The organism is Phycicoccus sp. HDW14 (genome assembly GCF_011383005.1).
Classification (GTDB): Bacteria; Actinomycetota; Actinomycetes; order Actinomycetales; family Dermatophilaceae; genus Phycicoccus.
In genome coordinates this window covers 64,810-89,749 of sequence record NZ_CP049935.1, presented here as the reverse complement: position 1 = coordinate 89,749, position 24,940 = coordinate 64,810, and the positions used below count along the sequence as shown (strand labels likewise).

Below are 24,940 nucleotides of genomic sequence, written 5' to 3'. Positions count from 1 at the left end.
GGCCGGTCAGGCGCGGGTCAGGAGGTCTCGCCGGCCGGCCGGTGCAGCACGGTCTGCGCCGCGACGACGACCAGCCCGGCGATGCCGACGAACCACGCCCACCCGGTCTGCCCGATGGCGAGCAACCCGAAGGCCACTCCGTACACGAGGACGATGGCGGCCGCCGTCCGCGGACCGGGCGCGAGCCGCAGCCGGGCCTTGGGAGCCATGAACAGCCCCCAGAGGACGAGCACGAGCAGCGTCGCCCCGACGGCCGCGGCCCAGCCGGCCGCCCCTCCCCCGGTGGCGTGGTGCGCGAGCGCCCCGACCCCGCCGAACAGGGCGAGCTCCGTGACGAACGCCACGAGGGCCACGAGCGCGAGGGCGGGCGTCGTCACGGCTTGGTGACCAGCCCGCGCGTGACGTCGGCGGCCGTGGCGGCCCGGTGCCCGGCGAAGCGACCGGCCCGGCGGGCGGCGATGGCCCCGCCGCTGACCCGCTCGGCGGCGATCTTCTCCTGCAGCCGGATGATCCCCTGGAGCAGCGCCTCGGGCCGCGGGGGGCATCCGGGCACGTAGACGTCGACGGGGATGACCTGGTCGACACCCTTGGTCACCGAGTACGAGTCCCAGTACGGCCCACCGGAGTTCGAGCACGCGCCGAAGCTGATGACGTACTTCGGCTCGGGCATCTGGTCGTAGAGGCGGCGGATGGCGGGCGCCATCTTGTCGGTGACCGTGCCGGACACGACCATGAGGTCGGCCTGCCGGGGGCCGGGCGCGAAGGGGATGACCCCGAGCCGGATGAAGTCGTGCCGGCCCATCGAGGTGGCGATGAACTCGATGGCGCAGCAGGCGAGCCCGAAGTTGAACACCCACAGGCTGTAGCGGCGCCCCCAGTTGAGGACGACGCGCACCGGCTTCGGGGCGTGCTCGCCGAGCGGGCCGACGCGCGGCATCGGGAGGTCGACGCTCACCGTGGGTCCCAGTTCAGGAGGCCGCGGCGGCCGGCGTGCAGCAGGCCGAGCAGGACGATGCCGACGAAGACGACGACCTCGACGAGCGAGGCGACCCCGAGGTCGGCGTCCCGGAGGACGAGCGCCCACGGGAAGAGGTAGACGGCGTCGACGGCGAAGACGACGTAGAGGAAGGCGAAGGAGAGGTAGCGCACCCGTGACTGCGCCCAGCCGGCGCCAACGGGGTCGACGCCCGACTCGTAGGTGGTGCGTCCGACCGGCCCCGCGGCGCGCGGCGCGACGAGGCGCCGGACGACCATCGCGGCGGCGACCAGCAGCACGCCCGCGAGGACGACCGCGGCGACGGCGAGGTAGCCCTCCATGGGACGTCACCCTAGCCCGGCGGCCCCTCCCCTGCGGAGGCGCAGCGACCGGCGGTCGGGTCGCACCGTGGATAGCAGTGAGGCGACCCTCACCTGCGACGTAGGATGGTTCGCGGTGCGCCCACGAGCGTGTTGGGCCCCTCCGAGAGCACTCCCGACACCCCAGGGACCACCGTTGACCAGCAAGGCCGTCCAGACCCTCGACCGCGTCGTCATCCGTTTCGCCGGTGACTCCGGCGACGGGATGCAGCTGACGGGTGACCGGTTCACCTCCGAGACCGCGGCGATGGGCAACGACCTGTCCACGCTGCCGAACTTCCCGGCCGAGATCCGCGCACCCCAGGGCACCCTCCCCGGCGTCTCCAGCTTCCAGCTGCACTTCGCCGACCACGACGTCCTCACGCCGGGCGACGCCCCCGACGTCCTCGTCGCGATGAACCCCGCGGCCCTCAAGGCCAACCTGCGCGACCTGCCCCGCGGCGCCACGCTCATCGTCAACACCGACGAGTTCACCAAGCGCAACCTCGGCAAGGTCGGCTACGCCGAGAACCCGCTCGACGACGGCTCGCTCGAGTCGTGGCACGTGCACCCCGTCGCGCTGACGTCCATCACCGTCGAGGCGCTGGCCGAGTACTCCGGGCTGACCCGCAAGGAGAAGGAGCGGGCGAAGAACATGTTCGCCCTCGGCCTGCTCTCGTGGATGTACACCCGGCCGACCAGCGGCACCGAGGCGTTCCTGCGGAAGAAGTTCGGCGGCAACCCCGAGATCCTCGCGGCCAACCTCGCGGCCCTGACGGCCGGCTGGAACTACGGCGAGACCACCGAGGACTTCGCGTCCACGTACGTCGTCCAGCCCGCGCCGATGCCCCGGGCACCTACCGCAACGTCACCGGCAACACGGCGCTGGCGCTGGGCCTCGTGGCCGCGTCGCACCGGGCCGGTCGGCCGCTCGTGCTCGGCTCGTACCCCATCACGCCGGCGTCCGACATCCTCCACGCGCTGTCGTCGATGAAGCGGCACGGCGTGACGACCATCCAGGCCGAGGACGAGATCGCCGGCATCGGCATCGCCCTCGGCGCCTCGTACGGTGGCGCCATCGGGGTCACGACGACGTCGGGCCCGGGCATCGCGCTGAAGTCCGAGACCATCGGGCTGGCCGTGTCGCTCGAGCTGCCGCTGGTCGTCGTCGACATCCAGCGCGGTGGGCCGTCCACCGGGCTGCCGACCAAGACCGAGCAGGCCGACCTGCTCCAGGTGATGTTCGGCCGCAACGGTGAGTCGCCCGTGCCGGTCATCGCCGCCCAGACGCCCGCCGACTGCTTCGACGCCGCGATGGAGGCCGTCCGCATCGCGACGACCTACCGCACGCCGGTCGTCCTGCTCTCCGACGGCTACCTCGCGAACGGGTCCGAGCCGTGGTCGGTGCCGGGCGTCGACGAGCTGCCGGGTGCTCCCGTCGAGCTGGCGTCCGCACCGAACGCCACCGACGACCAGGGCGAGCCGGTCTTCCGGCCCTACCTGCGCGACCCCGACACCCTCGCCCGTCCGTGGGCCGTGCCGGGCACCGCCGGGCTCGAGCACCGCATCGGCGGCATCGAGAAGGCCGACGTCACCGGCGACATCAGCTACGACCCCGACAACCACGACCGGATGGTGCGGCTGCGCCAGGCCAAGGTCGACGGGGTGTCGGTGCCCGACCTCGAGGTCGCTGACCCGTCGGGCGACGCCCGCGTGCTCGTCCTCGGCTGGGGCTCGACCTACGGCCCGATCGCCGCGGCGACCCGGGTGGTGCGCAACACCGGGGCCGCGGTCGCCCGCGCGCACCTGCGCCACCTCAGCCCGTTCCCCGCGAACCTCGGCGAGGTCCTGCGACGGTACGACCGCGTCGTCGTCCCGGAGATGAACACCGGGCAGCTGGCACTGTTGCTGCGCGGCACGTTCCTCGTCGACGTCCGCACGTACAGCTCGGTCCGCGGGCTCCCGTTCACCACGGTCGAGCTCGCCGACGTCATCTCGTCCACCCTCGAGGAGGTCCGGTGACCACCACCGACCTGGGGATGCCCGTCAGCGGGCTCCAGCACGTGCCGCACCTGCCCGACGGCGCCGCGAAGCAGACCAAGCGCGACTTCACCTCGGACCAGGAGGTGCGCTGGTGCCCCGGCTGCGGCGACTACGTCATCCTCGCCGCGGTCCAGTCCTTCCTGCCCGAGCTCGGGCTGAAGCGCGAGAACATCGTCTTCGTCTCGGGCATCGGCTGCTCGTCGCGCTTCCCGTACTACCTCGACACCTACGGGATGCACTCGATCCACGGCCGCGCGCCGGCCATCGCCACCGGTCTCGCGACGTCGCGGCCCGACCTGTCGGTGTGGGTCGTCACCGGTGACGGTGATGCGCTGTCGATCGGCGGCAACCACCTGATCCACGCGCTGCGCCGCAACGTCAACATGACGATCCTGTTGTTCAACAACCAGATCTACGGGCTGACCAAGGGCCAGTACTCGCCGACGTCGCGGGTCGGGCAGGTGACGAAGTCGAGCCCGCTCGGGTCCGTCGACTCGCCGTTCAACCCGGTGTCGCTGGCGCTCGGGGCCGAGGCCACGTTCGTCGCGCGCGCGATGGAGTCCGACCGCGCCGAGCTGACGACCATCCTCAAGGCCGCTGCGCAGCACCGGGGTACGGCCCTGGTCGAGATCTACCAGAACTGCCCGATCTTCAACGACGGCGCGTTCGAGGTGCTCAAGGACCGCTCGCAGCAGGAGGCCCGCATCGTCCGGATGCGCGCCGGCGAGGCCATCACCGTCGGGGCCGAGGACGACCGCAAGGTGCTCGTGCGCCAGGGCTCCGGGGTCATGAAGTTCGTGTCCGAGGCGCAGGCCGAGACCGGTGAGAAGGGCGCGGTCGTCGTCCACGACCCGGCGCTCGACGACCCGTCGCAGGCCTTCCAGCTCTCGCGGCTCGACACCCCCGAGATGACGCACGTGCCGATGGGCATCTTCCGGCAGGTCTCGCGGCCGACGTACGACGACCTCGTGCGCGCGCAGGTGACCGGTGCGGTGGATGCCGCGGGCGGGCCTGCGGGCGACGACGACCTGGCCGAGCTGCTGCGCGGGCGCGACACCTGGACCGTGGGGTGACCTCGGAGGCTGCGTCGGCCTCCGAGCCCTCCGAGTCCGAGCTGGCTGCTGCCGAGGTCCGGCGGGGCACCGGGTACGGGTTCCTCGCCTACGGCATCTGGGGGCTCTTCCCGCTGTACTTCGCGGCGCTCGAGCCGTCCGGGGCGTTCGAGATCCTCGCCCACCGGATCCTCTGGACCCTCGCTGTCTGCGCGCTGGTGCTGCTGGTCCGGCGCGACCTGGGCTGGATCCGCGGGTTCGTGTCGCGGCCGAAGCTCGTCGCCGGCATCACGCTGGCCGGGCTGCTCATCGCCGCCAACTGGGTCATCTACGTGCTGGCCGTGCTCACCGGGCGCACCTACGAGGCGGCGCTGGGGTACTTCCTCAACCCGATCGTCACGGTGGCGCTCGGGGTGTTCGTGCTGCGCGAGCGGCTGCGACCGCTGCAGTGGGCAGCCGTGGGCATCGGGGTGCTGGCCTCGCTGTGGCTGGCGATCGCGGGCGGCGTCGTGCCGGTCATCCCTCTGGCGCTGGCCTTCTCGTTCGGGCTGTACGGGCTGGTCAAGAAGAAGGTCGGGGCCTCGCTCGAGGCGATGCACTCGCTGGCCGCCGAGACGACGGTGCTGGCGCCGGTGGCCGTCGTCGTCCTCTTCGTGCTGGCCGCGCGGAACGAGATCACCTTCGCCGGGCACGGCGGGTGGCACACGACGTTGCTCGTGATGTCGGGTGTCGTGACGGCAATCCCGTTGCTGCTGTTCGCTGCTGCGGCCCGCCGCATTCCTCTGGTGACGGTCGGGCTCATCCAGTTCATCACGCCGATGCTCCAGCTCGTCGTCGGCGTGACGCTGCTCGGCGAGCACGTCTCCGGGCGACTGTGGGTGGGGTTCGGCATCGTCTGGGTCGCGCTCGTCGTGCTGTCCTACGACTCGTTGACGGCAGCGCGTTCGTCGCGTCGGGCCGCGGCCGCCGCCCGCGACCCGGAGTGCCCCGAGCCCACCGTCTGAGTGCCTCGCTGCGGGTCCGGATCGTCGTCGCGAGGGCTCACCGACCGAACGTGGCGCGGTAGTCCGACGGGGTCGAACCGGTCAGCTCGCGGAACGCGGCGTTGAAGGCCGAGAGCGAGCCGTAGCCGACGCGGTGCGCGACGGTGGTCACCGGGGCGTCGTCGGCGGCGAGCAGCTCGACGGCGCGCAGCACCCGCATCCGGCGGAGCACCGCGCGCCAGGTCATCCCGACCTCGCCCTCGAACCGGCGGGCCAGCGACCGCGGCACAAGGCCGACCGCGCGCGCGACGTCCTCGAGGCGGACCTGCTCGCCCAGCCGCTCCTCGGTCAGGGCGAGCGCGGCCCGCACCTCGGCGGAGCGCCCGGCCGGCGCCACGACGGGGCTGGGCCGCTCGGCCAGCCGCCAGGCGACGGCCGCCAGGGCGGCGAACATCGTGCGCGGGTAGGGCGGCAGCGGGTCGTCCGACTCCGGCCACCCGCTGCACTCGGCGAGCAGCGCCCGGGCCAGCGGGTCGAGGTCGAGGACGGTGAGGTCCCGCGGTGGCGGCGGGACGAAGTCGACGTCGAAGAGCACCGAGGCGGTCCGGGCGGGCTGCGGGATCGACACGGTGACCGGGCACCCGGCCCGGAGCAGGGCCGCACGCGCCGGCGGCAGCAGCCAGCGCTGACCCTCGGCCTCCAGTCGCAGCGCCCCGGATGACGCACACAACAGGTAGTGCCGGTCGACGACCAGGACGTCGGGACCGGTCGGCGCGAAGGAGCGGGTGAACGCGAACGCCTCGCGGGTCACGGAACCACCATGGGCCCCGATGGTAGGGACGCCACCGACGCTCAGGCCACCGACTCGACGAGCTCGGCGCGGAAGCGCCGGCTGACCGGACCGTCGACGACGAGCGGGCGCAGCACCGCGTTGGACCGGGCGAAGGCCTCCGACGCGAGGTAGCCGGCGAAGGAGGCCTCGTCGGCCCACTCGTGCACGACCGTCACGGTCCGCTCGTCCTCGCGCGAGGCGTAGACGCGAAACGCGACGTTGCCGGGCATCGAGCGCACGATCGGCCGCTCCGCCTCGAGCTGGGCGAGGGCGCGGGGCCGGTCGGCACCGGTCGTGGCGAGGTCGAGGATGGCGATGAACACGGTGGTCTCCAGGTGCGTTCGGGCGACGGTCGGGGTGGGACCACCAGCCTGACCCGCGCGCCCGGTCCTCGCCTCCGTGCACCGGACGCGTTCGCGCTCGCACCGGACGGCCCGCACGGCGTCAGGCGTCGAGGAAGGACCGGACCGTCGCGACGAAGCGGCCGGGCTCGGTGGCGTGCACGAGGTGGCCCGCCTCGATGACCACGAGGCGTGCGTCGGGCAGGGTCTGCACCAGCTCGCGGACGTGCTCCTGTGGCACCTGGCTGGTCGACCCCCCGCCGATGACGAGGGTGGGTGCGACGACGCGGCGCAGCACGTCCGGCCATCCGGGGTCGGGGTCGTCGATCTCGGGGCGCACCTGCTCGACGACCGCCCAGTCGAAGGCGAGCCCTCCCGGTGGTCGGTCCGGCATCCCGGGCGGGCGCCGGTGTGGGACACCGATGTCCTCCAGGACGAGGCGGCGCACCAGGTCAGGACGCTCGGCGGCCACCCGGCAGGCGACGAGCCCACCGAGCGAGTGGCCGACGAGGTCGACGCTCGGCTCCTCGAGGGCGTCGAGCAACGCCACGACGTCCGCCGCCATCAGCGCGATCGAGTAGCGGCCGGGATGGTCGCTGCCCCCGTGGCCGCGCAGGTCGACGGCATGGGTGGTGCGGTCCTCGGCCAGCTCGGCGGCGACGATGTCCCAGTCGCGGGCGGTCATGCCGGTACCCGGCAGGAGCACCACGGGGGGCGCAACCACCCGCTCCCGCGGTGCCCGGACCCTTCGGGAGAGGTGCACTCCCCCACCGACGTCGACCCGCTCCACGCTCTCCACACCCCGACCCTGCGGTATGTGCCCGTGTCCGGCAAGCCTGTCCGCCACGGGCGGACGAGGACGCAGGCGGTGCAGGATGGCCCGATGGACGGCGAGGTCGAGGTCAGCGCGATGGCCATCAACGTGACGGTGCCCGAGCACCTGCAGTGGACCGACGAGCGGCGCGGCGAGGAGTTCCTCCTGACGACGCTCAACGTCCGGATGCTCCCTGACGGCGCCCTCGCTGCGAAGGCCTACGGCCGGCCGACCGCCGGCGGGCGGGGGCGTACACGTCCTTCCGCCTCCCCGACTCCCCCGAGCTGCGCACCCTCGTCGACGCTGCAGCCACTCACGCCGCGAGGAGATGGGCCGGCCACCGCGGCCTCGCCTGACGACGCGGACGCGGGTCCGCCAGGTTCAGTCGTGGCGCGGTGAGGTGCGGGCCCAACCCAGTCCACCACGGGTCCACCTCGTCGGTCACCGACGTCCCGCGGCGTCCCCATGCTCCTCCGAACGGATCCTTCTGGGAGCGCCGGCCCCGAGACCGCACGAGCCATCGTCGGCGGTGCTGTCCCGACGACTTCGAGCGCGCCATGGCGGCCTCCGGCGCTGCGTACAGGACCAGGTCGGTGAGTCCGCCCCAACGCCCCACACCGCGCTGGTGTGGGGCCTTGGGGTGATCCTCAGATGCCCTTGTACTTCTCCCACCACGTGAACGAGACACGGTAGGCCGAGGGCGTGTTGTCCAGGCCGTCACCGGCCAGGCCGTTGTGTCCCCTCCAGAAGGAACAGACCTGGTCGCGGGCGACGTGCCCGCCATCCTGCTGCCAGATGTCAGGGTCGGCGATGGCCACCGCGTGGATGTGGTAGTCGAAGTTCTGCGCCGGGGTGCGCAGCCAGGCCGCGAACCCCACCGTGCGTAGGGCGCGGACCTCCTCCCACATCTGGGTCGAGGAGAGCCCGGCCACGCTGACGTCGACCACACCGCCACCGTCGTGGGTGCCGGCGGACGCCCCGACGCCACCGGGGTTGTAGCTGCCCTGCACGAGGCTGAAGTTCCAGCGGGGCAGCAGGTTGTCGGCGGCCTGCAGCATCAGCCTGGTGCGGGTGTTGACGCGCTTGCCGCCGTAGCTGTCGGTGCGGCTGCCGATGTTCACCTTGTGCGCCAGGGTGAACCGACCGCTGCCGAGGCTGGTGAGGGACGACAGCCCGGGGAGGCCGTTGGCGTCGATCCCGGAGTAGCCCAGCCTGCGCTGCCACGCGGCGTACGACGACGTCGTCCCGTTGCCGTACCACCCGTCGGCGGTGGTGGCGATGCCCTTGGCCGCCAGGGCCTGCTGCACCGGGATGGTGGACGCGTTGTCAGACAGGGCCGCGGTCTGGCCGCAGTCCGGCTCGATCTGCGCCGCAACCAGGACCCGGGCCATGTCGATCGTGGGGGTCGCGGCCCGTGCCATGCCGTTGCTCATCCCGATGGCGAAGCAGGCGGCCGCGGCAGTGACCCCGACGGCCCTGATGGTGCGTGTGCGAGTGTTCATTTCGGTGTCCTCTCATGAGTGGTGCGCCCCTGCACGCACGTGGCATGACACCAACGTCGGCGACCGCATGACCAGACCCGCTGCCACAGCGTGCACGCGGTGTTGACAGGAGGGGTGGGCCTTCCACCTCGCGTGCTGCCGGGTTCTCATGCAGTGTGTCCCTGGGTGCCCTGGGACGTTCCGTCCCCCTCGTGGTGGAGGTGGATTGCGTGGATGACGTCTCGCCGGGCGCCATGTTGCCGGGGCTCTGGTCCGCCCTGACGGCGACGATGTGGGAGATGACTTCGGCGGCCCTGGCCGGCCGTACCCCTCACGGCATCCGGCTGCTCGGTGTCGGCCTCGACGGCATCCAGGATGCGCTGGCCGGGATGGAGCCACGATGCCGCACTTCGGGCATGGCCCTTCAGCAGCGGACGCAGTTCGACCCCTCCGGGCGAGGTCCGGCCCTGGACCGCGCCTCCCGACGGCGTGGTGTCATCACCAAGGCCATCGCCTGCGAGGCAGCCGGTCACGAGAACCCGTTCCTGTGGTCGGAACAACCCCACGTGCGCTGCGGACCTGTCTACGGCGGCGCCATCCTCCTCGACCGCGCCTGTGCCATCCTTCCCGGGTTGCCGACCACCTCTGGCAGCCGCACCGCCTGGGTCGTCACGCGCCAGGAGATCGTCGCCAGCGTGTGTCGCCTGTGGGACGAGACGGCGGCATGCTCGCGACCGGCGTGCGACACCGGCTGGCCGAGGTGCACCGAGCGCCAGCTCGAGGTGGCTCGGCGCCGTGCCCGAGGATGGACCAACCACGCCATCGCCCGTGACCTCGGAACGTCGGTGCGCACCGTCGGGGCAGAGCTGCAGGTGATCCGCGCGCTGACGACGCCCCCGAGCGTCGACACGAGCGGACGCTCCATCTGGGCACTGTGACCCTGACCAACGAGTTGCCAGGACGTCCGGGGTCAGGCGACGAGCCCACCGAGCGAGTGGCCGACGAGGTCGACGCTCGGCTCCTCGAGGGCGTCGAGCAACGCCACGACGTCCGCCGCCATCAGCGCGATCGAGTAGCGGGTCCTTGCGGCTCCCCGACTCCCCCGAGCTGCGCGCCCTCGTCGACGCTGCAGCCACTCACGCCGCGAGGAAGTGGGCCGGCCACCGCGGCCTCGGATGAGGGGTGTCGGTTGCGGTGGTACGGGCAGGCTTCGGCGGGCGGGGGTTCCGTCCCGTGGGGGTTGGCGGTGCCAGCGGTCAGGGCAACCGTGGACCCACCGCGAGATCACAGCGCGTCGAGGAAGCGCAGGGCGTGAGACCACGCGGACGCGCAGGCTTGCCCGTCGTGGTCAGGGGTGTCGGGGTCCGTGAACAGGTGGCCGACGCCTGCGTACGTGCGCACGTGCACGTCGGCACCGGCCTCGACCAGGTCCTGACGCCAGGCGGTGACGACGCCGGGCGGGCAGATGTCATCGGGGTCCGCCACCTGCAGACACACCGGCAGGCCGGCGCGCACATCGGCGGGCTGACCGCCGACGCCATGCAGCAGCAGCAGCCCTGCCGTCTCGCGGCGGTCGGCCAGCAGGGCGCCGACGACCCCGGCTCCCATCGACAGCCCGGCCAGGACCGTGTCGCCCGGGAGGCCGCTGACGGCGGCACGTGCCCGCCGGGTGATCGTGTCCCACCCGACGTCCTCCATCAGTGCGTAGCCCTCCCGGAGCGAGCCCGCCACCCGTGCGCCGAAGAGGTCCGGGGTCGTCACCGTGTGCCCGGCGGCCTGCAGCCGTTCGCCGGCGGCCACCACGGCAGGACGCAGTCCGTTCACCGAGTGGAACAGGGCGACCGTGGCCATCACGCGATCCTGTCAGAGCCCGGGGACACCGGAGGGCCTGACCTCCCTTCGTGACGTCGGGCGGCGGAGGGTGGCGCCGTGCTGCCACTGCTCCCAGCGCCCGGCTTCCCCGTCCGCTGCGGCGCGGGCGACCGATGAGTCGGCCGGCTTCGGGCAGTCTGTCCAGGCATGAGCGACCCTGTCGACCCGCGGGTCGACGACTACCTGCGCGGCCTACCCTGGTGGCAGATCGACCTGTGGCGTCGCCTGCGCGAGGTGATCCACGCGGCCGACCCCGACGTCCAGGAGACCGTCAAACGCAGGGGCCAGCCCTACTTCGTGCTCGAGGGCAACGTGTGCGCCCTGCTCGCGGCCAAGGACCACGTGAACCTGTTCACCTACGACGGGGCGATCGTCCCCGACCCGCACGGCATCATCACCGGCGGCCACGACAACAGCACCGGCGGCCACGACAACAGCACCGCGCGGACGATTGCCTTCCACGAGGGCGATCCGGTCCCGGTCGGGCCACTGACGGACATGCTGCGTCAGATCATTGCCAACAACCGGGCCGGCGGCTGGCGTGTGCTGAAGGCCGCGGCGACGGCTCGCGGGGACGGCGACACGTGACCCGAGCCCACTTTCCACCCCACTCCCGCCGCGAGACGCCGCCTGGCGGCGATGAGACGCGGGTCCGCCAAAGAGCCGGGCGAGTCCCGGGGAGGCCGCATTGCCCCGCCCAAGGACGGCGGGCCGCACATCTCCTGGTGGCATGTGTACCTGGCGGTGAGTGTGGCATTGCGCAGTGCCATCTCGAAGTCCGTTGTGATGGGTGCTCCTATGACGGGCGCTGTTTGGCCGCGCGACACTGAGGCTGTTGCAAACTCTGTGCCCTGGCACAACCGGGCTGGAAAACAGCACCGGGGTTCTGCCATATTTTGCCCGTGGCAGCGGCTCAGTCACGGCGACGACCGGCCCCCGACAAGGGTGATGGTCCGGGAGTCGACTGTGCCATCACGCTCACCGACGCGGTGACCGCGATCGCTATGACGTTGCTCGTGCTGCCTCTGGTGGAGATGTCGGGCGAGGTCGAGGCCGACCGCCTGAGTGCGTTCTTCACCGAGCATTGGGACCTGGTGCTGTCATTCATCATCAGTTTCCTGGTCATCTACGTGTTCTGGGCGGCGCACGGGAGTGCGTACCGACGAGTTGTCGAGGCGGATGTCGACATCTCGGCTCTGCGGCCGCTGAACATGCTCTGGCTGCTGGTCGTGGCGTTCCTGCCGTTCCCCACCGCCGTGGTCGGCCGAGAGCTGACCACGACCTCGGCCACCTTCTACATCGGCACCATGTTCGTGCTGTCTGGGCTCACCTCTGCCATCACGACCGTCGTGGACGGTCACCTCGGCACGAACGGCCGCACGGGTTGGGCGTGGGCCACCACTGCCGTGTTCGCCGCGTGCACCCTGCTGGCACTGGTCGACCCGGATCTCGGCCTCGTCGGCCTGCTGGCCCTGGCCCTGCTTCGTGTGGTCGAGGTCCGCATCGCGCTGCGTTGGGCCCCCAACCCGCCGGCCGAGGCTGCGGCCGGCACCCCACCCGTACAACCGTCCACACCCGACAACGAGGGAGCCGCAGATGAGCACCTCCGAGCCGTCACGGCCGATACCGGAACGAGCGACCCGTCCGGGGGTAGCGCCGGGAACTGATCGCGACCGGGCCGCGCCCTCACCATTCGCAGGCGCTTCGGGCCCCGGCACCCCTAGGGCCGCCGCGTGGTGGGCGGATCGTCCCCGACCGGTCTGGACCGCGGCGGCCTTGGTGGCGGCCCCGGTCGCGTTGACGGTCGCCATCGGGCTGCTGGGCGGCCCGCTGGTCGGCGACAGTGACGAGGCCGTGATCGCCACCCGGCTGTTCGCGGTGCTGCTCGTGACGGTCGCTGCACTGGTCGTCGTCGGCCGTGCCGGCGCGTGGCGGCGCACTGGAGCGGCCGGCCCCCCGACCTGGCGCGAGGTCGGCACGCTCGGCATCCCGGCGGTGGTCGCCCTGGCGCCGTTGGTGACCGGCGTCAATCTCCCGGAGGTCAGCCTTTTGGCCGCGCTTGTTGTGGGGTACTGCGCCACCGGTGTGTTCGAGGAGCTGTGGCACCGCGGCGTCGTGCTGGACACGTTGCGTGTGCTCGGCGTGCGCCGTTCCGCCGTGGTCGGCGGTGCCCTGTTCGGTGCCAGCCACCTGGGCAACGTCGTCTTCGGACAACCGCTGGCCGTGTCGCTGGCGCAGTCGTTTGGTGCCTTCTGTTTCGGTGTCGGATTCGGCGTCTTTCGGTGGCGTACGAACGCCATCTGGCTACTGGCTGCCATCCACGCCGTGAGCGACCTGATGTTCAAGGTGACCAACCTGCACGGGGGAGCACTGTGGGGCTTCCTGGTCGGCAATGACATCCTGATGCTGCTGTGGGGGCTGTGGTGCCTACGCGGCCTGGACGACCACGTCAGCCAGCACGACGGACCCCTCGCTGGGGAGTAGATCCCAGCTGCGCCTAAGTTGGCCACGGCGAAGAGCGCGGTTCACGTGGGCGCGGGACTTCGTGAATGATCCGCGTCGGCGATGATGACTAGCCGAGGCGACCGGCGAGGACACCAGAGCAGGAATGGAGGGTGGCGCCGGCACCAGCACAACGGCGAAAGACTCGCTACTCGTCCTACGATTACTTGCCATGGCAAATGCTGCTGATCTTGAGTTTGCGGGGCAGGTCGCGCTGGTGACCGGTGGTTCGTCAGGGATCGGCTTCGCCACTGCTCGGGCCTTCTTGGAAGGTGGTGCCGCGGTGGCCGTCTGCGGCCGGTCTGCTGAGCGGGGGCGGCAGGCCGCCGAGGCGCTGGGCGCGTTCGGGGAGGTGGAGTTCTTCGCTGCCGACGTGACGGACGACTCGGCGGTGGCGGCCCTGGTCACGGACGTCGTGGCGCGTTTCGGCAGGATCGACCACGCGTTCAACAATGCCGCGAACACCGAGGCCGCGACGGGGGAGGGGGGTTTCACCGCGATGGAGCTGGCCGAGTTCGAGGGCATCGTGCGTGCCAGCCTGACCAGCGTCTGGTTGTGCATGAGGCACGAGCTTCCGGCGTTGCTCGCCGGGGGCGGGGGCTCGATCGTGAACACCTCCTCGATGGACGCGCAGCTGCGGTTGGCGGGTACCGGCAGCTACGCGGCCGCCAAGTCCGGCGTGGAGGCGCTCACCGTGGCAGCGGCGAAGGAGTTCGCCGCCCAAGGCGTTCGGATCAACGCGATCCGGCCCGGGGCGATCCGCACCCCGATGCTCGAGAGGAACCTGCAGGCGTGTACGGCGGCCCAGCGCCAGGAGCGTGAGGACCGATACCGGTCGATGATCGCCATGCGCCGCATCGGGGAGCCGAGCGAGATCGCTGATGCCGTGCTCTGGCTCTGTTCGTCGCGCTCGTCCTACGTCACCGGTCAGGTGATCACGGTCGACGGGTCGTTGGGGCTGTGACCGCAGAGCGCTGAGGGCCTGCTGCGGCTGCTGAGCTGAGCCGGGATCGAACCCGCTGACGGCCGGCCGCCCCGTCTCTCCACCCGGGGGTGGAGAGGGTAGCGCGCAGGTTTCCACCCGGGAGGCGACGCGACGAGCTCCGCGTGCTGGCGACAGTGGTGGCACACCAGTTGGACCACCTCGACCAGGAGCAGCAGCCATGACCACCAGCCAGTACTTCCTCAACCTCGCACTTCTCGCCTGGATCATCTCGAGCAACCTGGGAACCCGCACGCTGACCCGGCGCCGGGTGACTGTGCCCCTGGTCATCGTCGCCAGCGCCGGCTGGTTCTACCTCAACGACCTGCCCACCCTGGGCAACGACGGGCAGCTCGAGCTCGTCGGTCTCGTGGTGGGCGTGCTGCTCGGGGTTCTCGCCGCCCTCACGGTGCGCGTGCACCGCGACGGTGAGCGGGTCCTGGCGACCGCCGGCGCCGCGTTCGTGGCCATCTGGGTGGCGGTGATCGGGGGCCGTGTCCTGTTCGCGTACGGCGCGGAGCACTGGTTCGCCCGCGACATCGGCGAGTTCTCCCGGGCACACCTGATCACCGGCGCGGACGCCTGGACGGCGGCGTTCGTCATCATGGCGCTGGCCATGGTCGTAAGCCGCCTGGCCGTGACCGGCCTGCGCGCGGCCCGCCTGCCGAACCAGCAGGTGCTGACCGAGGGCCCCGTCGCCCTCTACCGTTGACCCGCAGAATGTCTGGCGTCACGCGAGGAGCACGATGGTCGAGAGCACGACTCGTGACGACCGGCCCGCCGATCTTCGGCGGGTCCTGGTCGTCGCCGGGTGGGTGGCCGCCGGGTTCGTGGGCGTGGGAACCGTCTTGGGTGAGCTCCCCGACGGGACGGCACGGGTCGTGGTCGTGACGTTGACCGTGGTCGGCCTGGGCCTGTGGCTGGTCTCGCTCAGCCCCCGGGTGACCGACCAGCGCATCCTGTTCGCCTGCCTGGTCGCAGCGGGGCTCATCGGGGCGGTCATCGACCGCCTCAACCCCCACGGTCCGGCCTACATCCTGTCGTTCATGACGGTGGCCGGGATCGGTTTGAGGTTGGGCCGTCGACCCGCGATCGTGGCCGGGGCGGTCGTGATCGCGGCCCTGGCGTGGGCGGAGGGTTCGACCTCGAGCAACCCCACCGGGGCCGCTCTCAACGTGGCGATCGGCGCGGGCTTCCTGCTCGTCGCAGCCGCGTTCGCGGGGGCCAACCGCGACGCGAACGACCGCGCGCAGGAGATGCTGCGGCTCGAGGCCGAGACCCGCCGGGCTCGCGAGGAGTCCGCCGTGCTCGCCGAGCGCGGCCGGATCGCGCGCGAGCTGCACGACGTGCTGGCACACACCCTGTCGGGCCTGGCCGTGCAGCTGGAGGGTGCCCGGCTGCTGGCCGAGCACACCCATGCCGACCCCCGGCTCGTCGAACAGGTCAGTAACGCCCAGGGCCTGGCTCGCAGCGGGATGGCCGGCGCCAAGCGGGCGGTCGCGACGTTGCGCGGGGAGGCGCTGCCCGGTCCGGAGCAGATCCCCGAGCTCGTCGAGCACGCCCGGCTCGCCACCGGCGCGGCGGTCACCTATCGCGTCGACGGTGAGCCCGGTGCGCTGGCGCCCGAACTGGGCCTGCCCCTGTATCGGGCGGCCCAGGAAGCCCTGGCCAACGTCGCCAAGCACGCCAGTGGGGCGCTCACCGAGGTCATCGTCACCTGGACGCCCGCCCACGTCACCGTCGAGGTCACCGACCACGGCGGCACCCCCACCGGGCTGCCCTCGGGCGGGTTCGGCCTGACCGGCCTGGCCGAGCGGGCGGCCCTGGCCGGTGGTCACCTCGAGGCCGGGCCGCACGCCGACGGGTGGCGGGTGTGCCTGACCATGCCCAGAGCCAAGCCGGAGGTGCCCCGGTGAACGCCAACACCCCTGTGCGGGTGCTCGTGGTCGACGACCAGAAAGTGGTCCGAGACGGTTTGGCCATGATGCTCGGCCTGCTCGACGGCATCGAGGTCGTCGGCGTAGCCGTTGACGGTGCCGACGCCGTACGTCAGGTTCAGGACGTCGACCCCGACGTGGTGCTGATGGACCTGAACATGCCGACGGTGGACGGCGTCGAGGCCACCCGACAGCTGGCCGCCCGCGGCGCCCGGGCCCGCGTGGTGGTGCTCACCACCTACGCCGACGACCAGTGGGTGTTCGGGGCGCTGCAGGCCGGCGCCCGAGGGTTCCTCACCAAGGATGCCGGCGCCGACGAGATCCGCACGGCGGTGCTGTCCGTGGCGGCCGGCGACGCGCAGCTCGACCCGTCGGTGCAGCGCCGCCTCCTGGAAGCCCTGGCTGCCGGCGCCCACGTGGGCATCCAATCGGCGACACCGGAGCCGATCGACGACGGCCTCACCGCACGTGAGCTCGACGTGCTGACCGAGATCGCGCGCGGGCTCAGCAACACCGAGATCGCGCAGCGGCTCTACGTCTCGGAGGCCACGGTCAAGACCCACGTCAACCACCTGCTCGCCAAGACCGGATGCCGCGACCGGGCCGCCCTGGTCGCCTACGCCTACCGCACGGGCCGGGTCCCACACGACTGAACGCCGCCCGCCCCGCCGAGCGGACGGCATCCGACGATGCCGCGGCGCCGCGCTCCACCCTGGGGTTGAGACCGGGCCTTCCAGGTTTCAACCCGTGCGGCGATGGCCGAACTGGGGCATGTCGCGAGAGTTGTGACCAGCCCCAGTCACCCACTCCCGAACGGAAACCCGACGATGCGAAGCACACCGCAGACCACACCCGACCGTGCCGAGCACGGGACGCCGAGCACGGCGGCAGCCACCACCACGATCGAGGATGCCGTCGTCGCCAGGACTGCCGGCAACCGCCACCTCGCCATCGCGATCGCCGCCATGTTCCTGATGCCGTGGGTGGTGTGGGGTTCGGCGATCGCGCAGGCGCACGACCTGATCGGTTGGCGGCTTCCGCAGGGTGTGGCGCTGTGGGTGCTGACCCCGAGCATCGTCGTGGGGGTGCTGCTGATCGGTGGCCGCCCGGCCCTGGCCGACCTCACCCGCCGGGTCCTGCGCTGGAGGGGCCCGCTGTGGGTCTACGCGGCGGCGGTCGCCGTACCGGTCGTCATCGGGGCCACCACGCTCGGCCTCACCGTCGCCGCCGGGCGGCCCGTCCATCTGGGGCAGAGCGAGGGCCTGGCCGGCTGCGCGCTGTACTTCTGCTACGCCATCGGCCTGTTCCTGCTCACCGAGGAGGCCGGGTGGACCGGGGTGCTGATGCCGCGACTGCAGGTTCGGCTACGACCGCTGGCCGCGAGCCTGGTCCTCGGTGTCATCTGGGGGCTGTGGCACCTGCCGCTGCTCAACGTGCCCGGCGAGCGCGACCACGGGCTGCCCTTCCTCGCCTTCGTCCTGCTGATCGTCCCCACCCGCGTCCTCATGAGCGCCGTGGTCAACGCCGGTCGCGGGGCGGTGCTCGTCGCGGCGCTCTTCCACGCCGCGTTCAACGCCACCTGCCTCTACGTCGGCGTCGTCGGCTCCGACCGCGCCCTGATCTGGACCGCCGGTGCCGTCACCACGGGGCTCGCCGTCCTGGCCGCAGTCGCGACCCGCGGGCGGCTGTTGCACGACGTGGCCGCCTGACCTCCGCCGCTTCCCACCCCCTCACCACCGAAACAAGGAGTTCCTGATGAACCTGCATGACCTCACCTCCCAGATCGAGCGCGCCCTCGACGTGCTGCGACCGATCGTCGACGGCATCCACGTCGACGACTGGGGCCAACCCACCCCCTGCGTCGACTGGGACGTCCGAGAGGTGCTCAACCACACCGTCGGCGGCATGCGGATCTTCGCAGCGGAGCTGACCGGGCAGCAGCCGCCAGCAGACCACGACTCGGACTGGCTGGGCGACAACCCGACCCACGCATTCGAGGTCGCAGCAGCCCTCGACGCGGATGCGTGGGGTGGCCCCCTGTCACCTGAGCAAATGGTGACCATCTCCCTCGGGCGGCTCCCACTCGGCCTGGCCGCCGTCATCCACCTGACCGAGCTCGTCGCACACGGTGCCGACCTCGCGTGCGCCACCGGACAGCAGCACCTCCTCGACGAGGAGCTGTGCGCCGGCCTGCTGGAAGCAATGCACGCGATGGGCGGAGTCGACGACTACCGGATGCCAGGCGTCTTCGATCCCGCGGTGACCGCCCGCCCGGACGCAGCCCCCCACGAGCAGCTCGCCGCCTACCTCGGCCGCGACCTGTCCGTCCGAGTGACGCAGAGCTCACCCACCCAAGCGTGAAAGCTCCCTCGGATATCGGCCTGTGCGGTCACCCAGTCCTACTCGCTCGGACGCGCCGGTCCGTTGTCTCCGACGCCATCCATTCCTTAATAGGAATTCGTAGGACGGGCGTTCAAGGCCAGTGGCACCGCCGAATCCACTCGTCGACGGCGGTCAGGCGGCGCTGAGACGCAGGTGCAGCCTCCCGGGCGTAGGGCCCTTCAGGGACGTTGTTCCGGCGAGCTGCGGGCGGCTTTCCTCTTCGCGGCGATGGTTCCTGTCCAGACCCCGAACAACGTGAGCAGGCCACCACCGACGACCGCTGCGACTCCAAAGGTGATCGCAATTTCCTTCAGCTCGTTACTGCGGTTCTCAGGCGAGAGCGCCCCCAGCACGTACCACGAACCCCAGACGATGACGCCCACTCCGGCAAGAGCTAATAGCACCCCCACCACCTCGTAGCGGAGCGCCAACTTGATCACCACGTAGAGCAACACGATGGCCGCAACGAGGGGCAGCAACTGCCGTGCGAACTGCAATGGGTCGCGCATGTCACCTATTGTGGCTGCCCCACCGCGCCAGCCCATGAGTCGCCGTGCTCAACTCCGCCGCCCAGCGGCAGGCCACCCGCGCCCCCGGTGGACCAACAGGAAGGGGAGGCGACCAACACCGCGGCGGCCAAGCCCAACGCGATCCCAGACGGCCGTCTCGGCCACGCTGGACGATCGGCCCTCCGCCGAACCCAGCACAACAACAACACGTAGGGGCGGCCGATCGAGACGTGTCCTCACGAATACTGGGAGCTCGACGACGAGCCAGCTCGCGTGCATGAAGACCGCTGAATCGGTGCCCTACCGCCAACGCATGGCTGTCCGAGTGCTGACCGCGCCAGCTCCGATACTGACCGCGTACCCACCTTGCCCTGACACGCCCGCGGTAGCTGCGTTGGGTAGACGCAGGTTCCTCTCGACTGTCGGCCGACGGACATACCCTGATGCGTGAATGGACCCGACACCAAGGAGCGCAGATGCTGCCCGCCCATTTGCCTATTGAGCCGGACGAGTGGGTGGAGCTCGTGGTCCACGTCGCATCTCGCGACGACCGGATCGAGTCCTACGCAATCGAGCGAAAGGGAGGCGACGTTGACCCGCGTAGCAAGGAGGGTGCGGCCAAGATCGCCAAGTTCGTCCTCGGCGCAGCTAACCGAACGCCGGGTGAGCACGCGGAGATCCTGGACGGCCACGCAGCGATGTTTATCGGAGTGGAGAAGGACGGCCAGATCACCGGGACGGCATCCGTCGAGAACAACGAACTTCGCCGCCGAGTCGTCCGCTACACAGGCGTTCAGCCTAAGTGGTCCATCCAATGGGTCGAGACGTCGGGCGGCGCTGAAGTACTCGTGATCCTCGTGCGCCCCAGCGCTCAGGGCGACCATTTGCACGTCTCAATGGCCGACGGGAACGGTATCAATGGCAGCCGCATCTACGTTCGTCGCGACGGAGAGACGTCCGAGGCGACACCTGGAGAGATCCAAGCTCTCGTAGCACGCGCTAATCCCCGAACCGCGTCGCTGCCCAAGTTGGAGGTCCAGTTCATCGGAACTGCGCACAGCTTCACCCTCGCAGAATCCGACTTCCTCCTTCCGATCGAGGGCAAGGCTGCAGAGTTGTTAGCCGGCGTCGACAAGCTCCGAGGCGCCGAGCTCGGCCTTCGGCCCATGGAGGGTGCCCGCACTCTCCTTGAGGCGATCCAGCGCACCATCCCCGAGAAGCGTTCGCCCGAAGCGTTCGTGGCGCACGTCAAGGCGTGGAGAGAGGAATGCGCTCTATTGAGGGAGGAGGCTCGCACCACCTACATCCCATTCACACAGACTGCGGGCCATTTTGTCGTTGTGAACTCCACGGAGCAGAACCTAGAAGATGTGCGCGTGGATCTTCATATCCCTGGTGAGGTCTTCGGCTACGAGCCCGAGGAAGGAGAAGTGAGGCGCACTGCTGTCCTTCCCACGGCGCCACGCCGGTGGGGGCCTGTCCCCCTTCCAGATTCCGGCCTGGTGTCCAGTCGCTACGCCCCCATGCGCCCTCCCCGGCTTTTCAGAACTTGCTCCCCGCAAGGCCCCAAGCGACACCAACGCGAGCTTCCGCAACGGAGGGTCCGTCACGGTGACCTTGAACGTCAAGGCTCTGCGTCCCATGTCGCGGGTGAACCTCGAGGATCACCCGATGTTGCTAGAAGTGCGTGGCGCTTCCCTGCCCACTTCCGTGACTGCGGCGTGGACCGCCACCGCCGCCCGAAGGGAGGGCGTGATGCAGGGCGAGACGACGATTCCAGTTTCGGGCGACTTCGACCTTCGCGACATGTGGCTCGGCAGGCCCGCGAAGGAGTGAGGCCGGCGCTGGCTGAGGTCGAGAGCGGAGCGACAAGGGCGGGGCCTGGTGACCGAAGCGCGCCACATCCAAGTGGGCGCAGTGACGCATCTGGAGAAGTAGCCGTATCTGGGCGGTATGACGCAGCCAGCCAGCGCGCTGTGACGCTGTCGCGTGCCGGTCAGAGATCCGGGAGGACGGACAGCACCTCGGGAGGCTGCTTCTCGTAGGGGCTGAACTTCTGCACGACCTGCTCGGTGACGCGGTCGAAGTCGTCGGTGTTGACGTTCGTCGCGTACGCCGTGGCCCACGCCGCCACCTTGTCGGCCTTCCCCGCACCCAGCCCGTCCAGCCACGTCCCGACCGCGCTCTGCCCGGACTCGAACGCCGCCCGCACGTCCGCCTCCGAGGTCGTCACCCTCGACCACTCCAGCCGTCGGGCCGAGAACCTCACTCCCGCAGCCTTGGTCGCCCCGAACGCCTCGTACGCAACCCGCGCCGCGGCGCCATCACGCTCGGCGACGTTCAACGCCAGCTGCAGCCCTCGCGCTTGGCCTCGTCGACGAGGTAGGCGCACCCGGCGATGACGACGACCGTGCCGACGACCGTGCCCACCGCGACGATCCCCGGCGCACTGGCCGCGATGCCCAGTCGCGCCATGAGCCGCGGCGACGGTCCGATGTCGATGCGCACCTGGCCCTCGAGCTCGAGGTCGAACGTCAGCCCCTCGAGCTCGATCGGCTCGACCTTCACCTTGCCGAGCGACACCGTCACCGTGAAGAACTGTGGCTTGGTCTGGAAGCCGGCCTCGACGGTGAACCCGAAGACCTGCCCCGCGACCGTGGCCTTGGCCGAGGGGGCCTTCCCGTCACCCCCGGGGTCGAAGCCGAGCTTGCCCTTGAGGTGGCCGACCAGCTCGGCCTCGAACTTCGCCGACAGCTTGCCGCCCTTGAGGACGATGCCCTCCGCGTTCTTGGCCTCGCCGCGGGTCACCTTCACCTTGAGCTTGGCGACGAGCGTCAGCGTCGCGTGGACCTTGCCGTCGTCGACGTCGTCGAGCTGGATCTCGACCGGCACCTCGAAGAACCCACCCACGCCGCCGTTCGACGGCGGGTCACCACCCGTGGGCGTCGGCTTCCACGGCTCGATCGGGAGGCGCGGTTCGGGCTCGACCGCAGGCGTGTACAGCGTCACCTCGACCCGGCGGTTGCGGGCCAGCGCCTGCCCGCTCGTGCCGGGGTCGGCCGGCTGAGCGGCGCCGGCGGTCGAGACATCCATCTTGACGAAGCCGAGCCGGCGCAGGTGGGCGGCGATCTTCTCGGCCCGCTGGCGCGCGATGCCGTCGTTGCCCTCTCCAGTGACGCTGGCGTGCCCGACGATCTCGATGCTCGTCGCGGTGAGCGCCGGCGCCAGGGCCAGCACCGCCAGGAACGACTGCAGCGCCGCCGCGTGCGCCGGTGCCAGCTCCGTCCCCGCCACCGGGTAGTTCCACAGGGTCAGCCGGTCGGCGGTGCGGGTGACCTGGGGGTCGGGGTGCTCGCGCCACCACGCCCGTTCCTCGGCGAGGCTCGGCGCGGTCCTCGTGGGCACTCAGCCCGTCCCGCCGGCGGGCTCGGTGTGGTCGACGAGCTCGACCGACACCGGGAACGGCTCCGGGTTCGTCGGGCCGCTGAGGTCGTCGGCCTCGATCTTGGCCAGCCGCCGCTGGATCTCGGTCTCCGTCAACCGGTTCGCCAGCTCCAGCCGGTCGAGCTCGAGCCCCTCGCGCCGGATGATGGCGTCCTCGCACGCGCAGCACTCGCCCGGCACGGCCTCGGCGTACAGCGCCGCGGTCGGGAGGATGTGCTCGTCGACGTCGACCGGCGACATCTTCTTCAGGGCCGCGACGCTCGTGGTGAAGAAGCTCTCCAGCGTCGAGCCCACCGGGATGCGCAGCGGCACCGCGAGGTAGTCGTCGACCGAGCCGACCGGCGCCCCCTCGGTGAGCCCGGCCATCGCGAGCGCCAGCAGCTGCGGGTCGGCCGAGCCGGCGCGCTCGTTCCACACCGCGAACCGGTAGTGGTCGATGTTGCGCGGGTCGTTGAGGTGCGCGACGAGCGCGTCGAGCCGCTCCTGGTGGTCGGCCGTCGTGCGCAGCGGGAACGCGTCGAGCACCCGCAGCGCCCGCTCCTCGGCCTGGATGCGCTCGAGCTCGGCGCGCGCCTCGTCCAGCTGCCGCAGCTCGGCCTGACGGGCCTGCCACGTGGCGTAGGTCGTGCGGACGGAGGCCATCGCGTTGAGCAGGCCGGCGTCGTTGTACGTGCCGTTGCCGAGCGCACCGACGATGACCCCCGTCGTGATCGACGTCGCGATCGGGTCGACGAGGACCGCGGCCACGACGGCCCAGACCTCCCACCACACGTCGTTGGCGAGCTGCGACGGGACGGTGGTCAGGGCGTCGATGGTCTCGCTCGACAGCCCGTTGATGATGCCCGCCGCGGCGTCGGCCACGGCCGGCGTGGGCGCGGACAGGCCCAGCCCTCCGAGCCCGGGCACCAGCCCCGGCGCCTTGCTCGCGAGCGCCCTCGTGAAGATGTAGCGGTGGAAGGCGTCCCGCACGGTGGCCGGGATGCTCGTCGGGTCGGCCATCGCCGAGCGGATGACGCCGGCCAACGTCGTCGTGGTGCGCAGCGTGCCGACGGCCGTGCCGAGGGCCCGCAGGGCGGCGGCGAGGGCATCCCACTCCGGGTCGCGGGCCGGGGCACTGCTCGAGCCGCAGTCGCAGCCCTGGCAGAGGATGGCGCAGGCCCGCTCGCGGGCGTCGAGGTAGCGTGCGGCCTCGAACCCGGGCAGCAGGGTCGAGTCGAGCAGCGCCAGGGTGAGGGTGCGCTCGTGCGAGCGGATGTACGCGCGGTCGAAGGTGCGGATCTGGGCCAGGGACGCCGACTCGAGCAGCACGACGAGCTTGATGGCGTCGGCGCGCAGCGCGGTCTCCACGCTGTAGTCGGCGAGCACCTCGAAGTACGCCGTGGTCAGGGTGTGGCAGGAGTTCGGGTTGCGGATGGTGCGCGTGACCCTTGTCTCCGAACCGGACTCGCGCGTCTCGACGACCTTGAGCACCCGGCTGGAGCGCACGGTGGTGGCGGCGCGCGAGGTGGCCTCGCGCACGGCCTGACGGGCGTTCTTGTCGCCCTCGTTGAGGCCGCTGCTCGCGTTGGCGCCGGCCGAGAAGTCGGCGTTGACGACCTCGAGCTTCATCCCGACCTTGGCGTCGGTCGTCACCTCGAAGCCGGACTGGCGGGTCACCTCGCGGCTGATGTCGCTCGTGTCGCGGCGGGTGCCCGACGACTCGTTCGTCTGCTCGAGCTCGAAGCTCGTCGTGGAGTCGCTGGTGCGGGAGAACCGGTCCCACGTGAAGATCTCGATCGTCTGTTCCTCGCTCGGGCCGAGCGTGATCGAGCTGACCATCCGGCCGCGGTTGTAGCCGAGGAGCTTCCAGTCCTGCCGGTACGGGAGGTAGAACGCCAGCCGGGCCCCGGCGGTGACCGCTCCCCCGTTGACCCCGGTGTCGTGCGTCTCGCGGCCGTCGGCGGTGTCCCTCGTCGCCTTCCGGGCCGCTGCCTCCCCACGCCCGGCCTGGAGCCGCTCGCCGATGCGGCGCGCCTGGTTCCACTCGGTCTTGCCCTTGGTCAGCGGTGCGCCCATGAGCACCTCCGGCGCCGCGGTGTCCATCTCCTCCGCCGTGAAGCCGGTCTTGCGCATGGCCTGCATCGAGCTCGACAGGGTCACCGGTCGACTCAGGTCGCCGAGCTGGGCGTTGACGACGAAGAACTTGTCGAACTCGATCGACTCGACGACGTCGTTGGGCGGCAACGAGATCCGGCAGCCCTCGATGAGACCGCCGCTGCCCTCGTGGCTGCCACCGTGACCGCACCCGCAGTCGTCGTCAGGATGCTCGTGGCCCTCGTGCGGGTCGTTGGCGAGGCCGGAGTCGGCCTCGCGGGCTCGTGAGCCCGCACGGTGTCCAGACGTCGACGGCATCGAGCATCCCCTCTCCCGGGTTCCTCAGCACGCAGCCCTT

Annotated in this window: 27 protein-coding genes and 2 pseudogenes; 16 read left to right on the top strand and 13 right to left on the bottom strand. The window is 71.0% G+C overall.

Annotated elements, in window-relative coordinates:
* Nucleotides 1-17: 17 nt before the first annotated feature.
* The 3 genes from G7075_RS00510 to ndhC are packed head-to-tail and all read right to left on the bottom strand — an operon-like array spanning nucleotide 18 to nucleotide 1,317.
* Nucleotides 18-377, bottom strand: a complete 360-nt coding sequence (locus G7075_RS00510; protein ID WP_166117883.1) for a DUF2568 domain-containing protein — start codon at nucleotides 375-377, stop codon at nucleotides 18-20.
* Nucleotides 374-937 carry an NADH-quinone oxidoreductase subunit B gene (locus G7075_RS00505; RefSeq protein ID WP_166124149.1) on the bottom strand — a complete coding sequence of 188 codons (564 nt, stop codon included), beginning with the start codon at nucleotides 935-937 and terminating at the stop codon, nucleotides 374-376. Before G7075_RS00505 ends, G7075_RS00510 begins: the two co-directional genes overlap by 4 nt.
* Nucleotides 938-951: 14 nt before the next feature.
* Complete coding sequence (gene ndhC, locus G7075_RS00500) at nucleotides 952-1,317, bottom strand: NADH-quinone oxidoreductase subunit A (protein WP_166117882.1); 366 nt, start codon at nucleotides 1,315-1,317, stop codon at nucleotides 952-954.
* A 175-nt stretch (nucleotides 1,318-1,492) separates the two neighbouring features.
* Here ndhC and G7075_RS00495 point away from each other — a divergent pair.
* From G7075_RS00495 to rarD, 3 genes and pseudogenes are all read left to right on the top strand, one after another.
* Nucleotides 1,493-3,357, top strand: a pseudogene (locus G7075_RS00495) (2-oxoacid:acceptor oxidoreductase subunit alpha).
* 17 nt (nucleotides 3,358-3,374) lie between these two features.
* A complete protein-coding gene (locus tag G7075_RS00490; protein WP_166124148.1) occupies nucleotides 3,375-4,451 on the top strand; it encodes a 2-oxoacid:ferredoxin oxidoreductase subunit beta in 1,077 nt (358 codons plus the stop codon).
* Nucleotides 4,448-5,434: an EamA family transporter RarD gene (rarD, locus tag G7075_RS00485; RefSeq protein ID WP_240917788.1), complete on the top strand. Its 987-nt coding sequence runs from the start codon at nucleotides 4,448-4,450 to the stop codon at nucleotides 5,432-5,434. Before G7075_RS00490 ends, rarD begins: the two co-directional genes overlap by 4 nt.
* A 37-nt stretch (nucleotides 5,435-5,471) precedes the next feature.
* On the opposite strand, the gene G7075_RS00480 is transcribed toward rarD, so the two are convergent.
* From G7075_RS00480 to G7075_RS00470, 3 genes are all read right to left on the bottom strand, one after another.
* On the bottom strand, nucleotides 5,472-6,224 hold the full coding sequence (locus G7075_RS00480; RefSeq protein ID WP_166117881.1) for an AraC family transcriptional regulator: 753 nt from the start codon (nucleotides 6,222-6,224) through the stop codon (nucleotides 5,472-5,474).
* 41 nt (nucleotides 6,225-6,265) lie between these two features.
* Nucleotides 6,266-6,568, bottom strand: a complete 303-nt coding sequence (locus tag G7075_RS00475; protein ID WP_166117880.1) for a putative quinol monooxygenase — start codon at nucleotides 6,566-6,568, stop codon at nucleotides 6,266-6,268.
* A gap of 121 nt (nucleotides 6,569-6,689) precedes the next feature.
* Nucleotides 6,690-7,292, bottom strand: a complete 603-nt coding sequence (locus G7075_RS00470; protein WP_256378081.1) for an alpha/beta fold hydrolase — start codon at nucleotides 7,290-7,292, stop codon at nucleotides 6,690-6,692.
* A gap of 177 nt (nucleotides 7,293-7,469) precedes the next feature.
* On the opposite strand from G7075_RS00470, the gene G7075_RS00465 reads away from it, so the two are divergent.
* The gene (locus G7075_RS00465) at nucleotides 7,470-7,799 is read left to right on the top strand and encodes a hypothetical protein (RefSeq protein WP_240917786.1); all 330 of its coding nucleotides are present in this window, start codon (nucleotides 7,470-7,472) and stop codon (nucleotides 7,797-7,799) included.
* Nucleotides 7,800-8,047: 248 nt separating this feature from the next.
* Here the strand turns inward: G7075_RS00465 and G7075_RS00460 are convergent, their stop codons facing one another.
* On the bottom strand, nucleotides 8,048-8,902 hold the full coding sequence (locus G7075_RS00460) for a peptidoglycan-binding protein (protein WP_166117878.1): 855 nt from the start codon (nucleotides 8,900-8,902) through the stop codon (nucleotides 8,048-8,050).
* A 209-nt stretch (nucleotides 8,903-9,111) separates the two neighbouring features.
* On the opposite strand from G7075_RS00460, the gene G7075_RS00455 reads away from it, so the two are divergent.
* Nucleotides 9,112-9,819 (top strand): response regulator transcription factor, encoded by a 708-nt coding sequence (locus G7075_RS00455; protein ID WP_166117877.1) that lies wholly within the window; start codon nucleotides 9,112-9,114, stop codon nucleotides 9,817-9,819.
* 32 nt (nucleotides 9,820-9,851) lie between these two features.
* On the opposite strand, the gene G7075_RS22320 is transcribed toward G7075_RS00455, so the two are convergent.
* Both G7075_RS22320 and G7075_RS00450 read right to left on the bottom strand, forming a co-directional pair.
* Nucleotides 9,852-9,941 (bottom strand): alpha/beta fold hydrolase, encoded by a 90-nt coding sequence (locus G7075_RS22320; RefSeq protein ID WP_371814140.1) that lies wholly within the window; start codon nucleotides 9,939-9,941, stop codon nucleotides 9,852-9,854.
* A gap of 224 nt (nucleotides 9,942-10,165) precedes the next feature.
* The gene (locus G7075_RS00450; RefSeq protein WP_166117876.1) at nucleotides 10,166-10,732 is read right to left on the bottom strand and encodes a dienelactone hydrolase family protein; all 567 of its coding nucleotides are present in this window, start codon (nucleotides 10,730-10,732) and stop codon (nucleotides 10,166-10,168) included.
* Nucleotides 10,733-10,900: 168 nt separating this feature from the next.
* Between G7075_RS00450 and G7075_RS00445 the strand changes: the two genes are divergently transcribed.
* The 9 genes from G7075_RS00445 to G7075_RS00405 all read left to right on the top strand — a co-directional run bounded on the left by G7075_RS00445 (nucleotide 10,901) and on the right by G7075_RS00405 (nucleotide 18,535).
* The gene (locus G7075_RS00445; RefSeq protein ID WP_166117875.1) at nucleotides 10,901-11,341 is read left to right on the top strand and encodes a DUF1801 domain-containing protein; all 441 of its coding nucleotides are present in this window, start codon (nucleotides 10,901-10,903) and stop codon (nucleotides 11,339-11,341) included.
* A gap of 314 nt (nucleotides 11,342-11,655) precedes the next feature.
* Nucleotides 11,656-12,420, top strand: coding sequence for a TMEM175 family protein (locus tag G7075_RS00440; RefSeq protein WP_256378047.1), 765 nt, complete (start codon nucleotides 11,656-11,658; stop codon nucleotides 12,418-12,420).
* 112 nt (nucleotides 12,421-12,532) lie between these two features.
* Nucleotides 12,533-13,237 (top strand): CPBP family intramembrane glutamic endopeptidase, encoded by a 705-nt coding sequence (locus G7075_RS00435; protein ID WP_166117873.1) that lies wholly within the window; start codon nucleotides 12,533-12,535, stop codon nucleotides 13,235-13,237.
* A gap of 190 nt (nucleotides 13,238-13,427) precedes the next feature.
* Entirely contained in the window at nucleotides 13,428-14,219 is a 792-nt protein-coding gene (locus G7075_RS00430) for an SDR family NAD(P)-dependent oxidoreductase (RefSeq protein ID WP_166117872.1), read from the top strand.
* 199 nt (nucleotides 14,220-14,418) lie between these two features.
* Nucleotides 14,419-14,949, top strand: a complete 531-nt coding sequence (locus G7075_RS00425; RefSeq protein WP_166117871.1) for a hypothetical protein — start codon at nucleotides 14,419-14,421, stop codon at nucleotides 14,947-14,949.
* Between the two features lie 34 nt (nucleotides 14,950-14,983).
* Entirely contained in the window at nucleotides 14,984-16,153 is a 1,170-nt protein-coding gene (locus G7075_RS00420) for a sensor histidine kinase (protein WP_166117870.1), read from the top strand.
* Nucleotides 16,150-16,827 carry a response regulator transcription factor gene (locus tag G7075_RS00415; protein WP_205860585.1) on the top strand — a complete coding sequence of 226 codons (678 nt, stop codon included), beginning with the start codon at nucleotides 16,150-16,152 and terminating at the stop codon, nucleotides 16,825-16,827. Before G7075_RS00420 ends, G7075_RS00415 begins: the two co-directional genes overlap by 4 nt.
* 174 nt (nucleotides 16,828-17,001) lie before the next feature.
* Nucleotides 17,002-17,883, top strand: a complete 882-nt coding sequence (locus tag G7075_RS00410) for a CPBP family intramembrane glutamic endopeptidase (protein WP_166117869.1) — start codon at nucleotides 17,002-17,004, stop codon at nucleotides 17,881-17,883.
* Between the two features lie 46 nt (nucleotides 17,884-17,929).
* Nucleotides 17,930-18,535 (top strand): TIGR03086 family metal-binding protein, encoded by a 606-nt coding sequence (locus G7075_RS00405; protein ID WP_205860584.1) that lies wholly within the window; start codon nucleotides 17,930-17,932, stop codon nucleotides 18,533-18,535.
* A 200-nt stretch (nucleotides 18,536-18,735) separates the two neighbouring features.
* Here G7075_RS00405 and G7075_RS00400 read toward each other — a convergent pair whose 3' ends face one another.
* Nucleotides 18,736-19,065, bottom strand: a complete 330-nt coding sequence (locus G7075_RS00400; RefSeq protein WP_166117868.1) for a hypothetical protein — start codon at nucleotides 19,063-19,065, stop codon at nucleotides 18,736-18,738.
* A gap of 443 nt (nucleotides 19,066-19,508) precedes the next feature.
* On the opposite strand from G7075_RS00400, the pseudogene G7075_RS22315 reads away from it, so the two are divergent.
* Both G7075_RS22315 and G7075_RS00395 read left to right on the top strand, forming a co-directional pair.
* Nucleotides 19,509-20,018: pseudogene (locus tag G7075_RS22315) on the top strand (RNA-binding domain-containing protein); the annotation flags it as partial.
* A 658-nt stretch (nucleotides 20,019-20,676) separates the two neighbouring features.
* On the top strand, nucleotides 20,677-20,901 hold the full coding sequence (locus G7075_RS00395) for a hypothetical protein (RefSeq protein WP_166117867.1): 225 nt from the start codon (nucleotides 20,677-20,679) through the stop codon (nucleotides 20,899-20,901).
* A 160-nt stretch (nucleotides 20,902-21,061) separates the two neighbouring features.
* On the opposite strand, the gene G7075_RS00390 is transcribed toward G7075_RS00395, so the two are convergent.
* The 3 genes from G7075_RS00390 to G7075_RS00380 form a co-directional block, all read right to left on the bottom strand.
* The gene (locus G7075_RS00390; RefSeq protein WP_166117866.1) at nucleotides 21,062-21,334 is read right to left on the bottom strand and encodes a hypothetical protein; all 273 of its coding nucleotides are present in this window, start codon (nucleotides 21,332-21,334) and stop codon (nucleotides 21,062-21,064) included.
* Between the two features lie 71 nt (nucleotides 21,335-21,405).
* Nucleotides 21,406-22,470 (bottom strand): OmpA family protein, encoded by a 1,065-nt coding sequence (locus G7075_RS00385; protein ID WP_166117865.1) that lies wholly within the window; start codon nucleotides 22,468-22,470, stop codon nucleotides 21,406-21,408.
* Nucleotides 22,471-24,900 (bottom strand): hypothetical protein, encoded by a 2,430-nt coding sequence (locus G7075_RS00380; protein ID WP_166117864.1) that lies wholly within the window; start codon nucleotides 24,898-24,900, stop codon nucleotides 22,471-22,473. It lies immediately after the preceding gene.
* Nucleotides 24,901-24,940 lie beyond the last annotated feature (40 nt).